This is a genomic window from Marinomonas sp. TI.3.20 (assembly GCF_038155025.1).
GTDB lineage: Bacteria > Pseudomonadota > Gammaproteobacteria > Pseudomonadales > Marinomonadaceae > Marinomonas > Marinomonas flavescens.
Window position 1 is genome coordinate 1 of the sequence record NZ_JBAKAS010000088.1, and the last position, 365, is coordinate 365.

Sequence of the window (365 nt, forward strand, 5' to 3'; positions counted from 1 at the left end):
TGATTATATCGAGTGCTTTTATAATCCAAAGCGACACCATGGATCAAATAATGGATTATCGCCACTGCAATATGAGAAGCGATATTTTACGGAGCTAGAAACTGTCTAGGAAACTGGGTCCATACCAAAAAAGCTTTCTGCCACCGCATTATCATGGCAATTGCCTCGACGACTCATTGATGGCGCTAAGTTATGAGCCTTCATAAAAGCGAGATAGTCAGAGCTCGCATATTGGCTACCCTGATCGCTGTGTACCAGCACTTCACCTTTAGGTTTACGCTGCCAGATGGCCATTAGTAGAGCATTAATGACCAGATGACGATCCATCATTTTATCCATTGACCATCCAACAACACGTCGGGAAA

At 43.6% G+C, this 365-nt stretch carries 1 protein-coding gene and 1 pseudogene; one reads left to right on the forward strand and one right to left on the reverse strand.

Annotation, left to right across the window (positions count from 1 at the left end; all coding sequences use genetic code 11):
• On the forward strand, window positions 1–109 hold a 109-nt coding region (locus V6259_RS19685), incomplete at its 5' end, for an IS3 family transposase (protein ID WP_341585939.1).
• Window positions 110–126: 17 nt separating this feature from the next.
• On the opposite strand, the pseudogene V6259_RS19690 reads toward V6259_RS19685, so the two are convergent.
• Window positions 127–365 (reverse strand): annotated as a pseudogene (locus tag V6259_RS19690) (DDE-type integrase/transposase/recombinase); the annotation flags it as partial.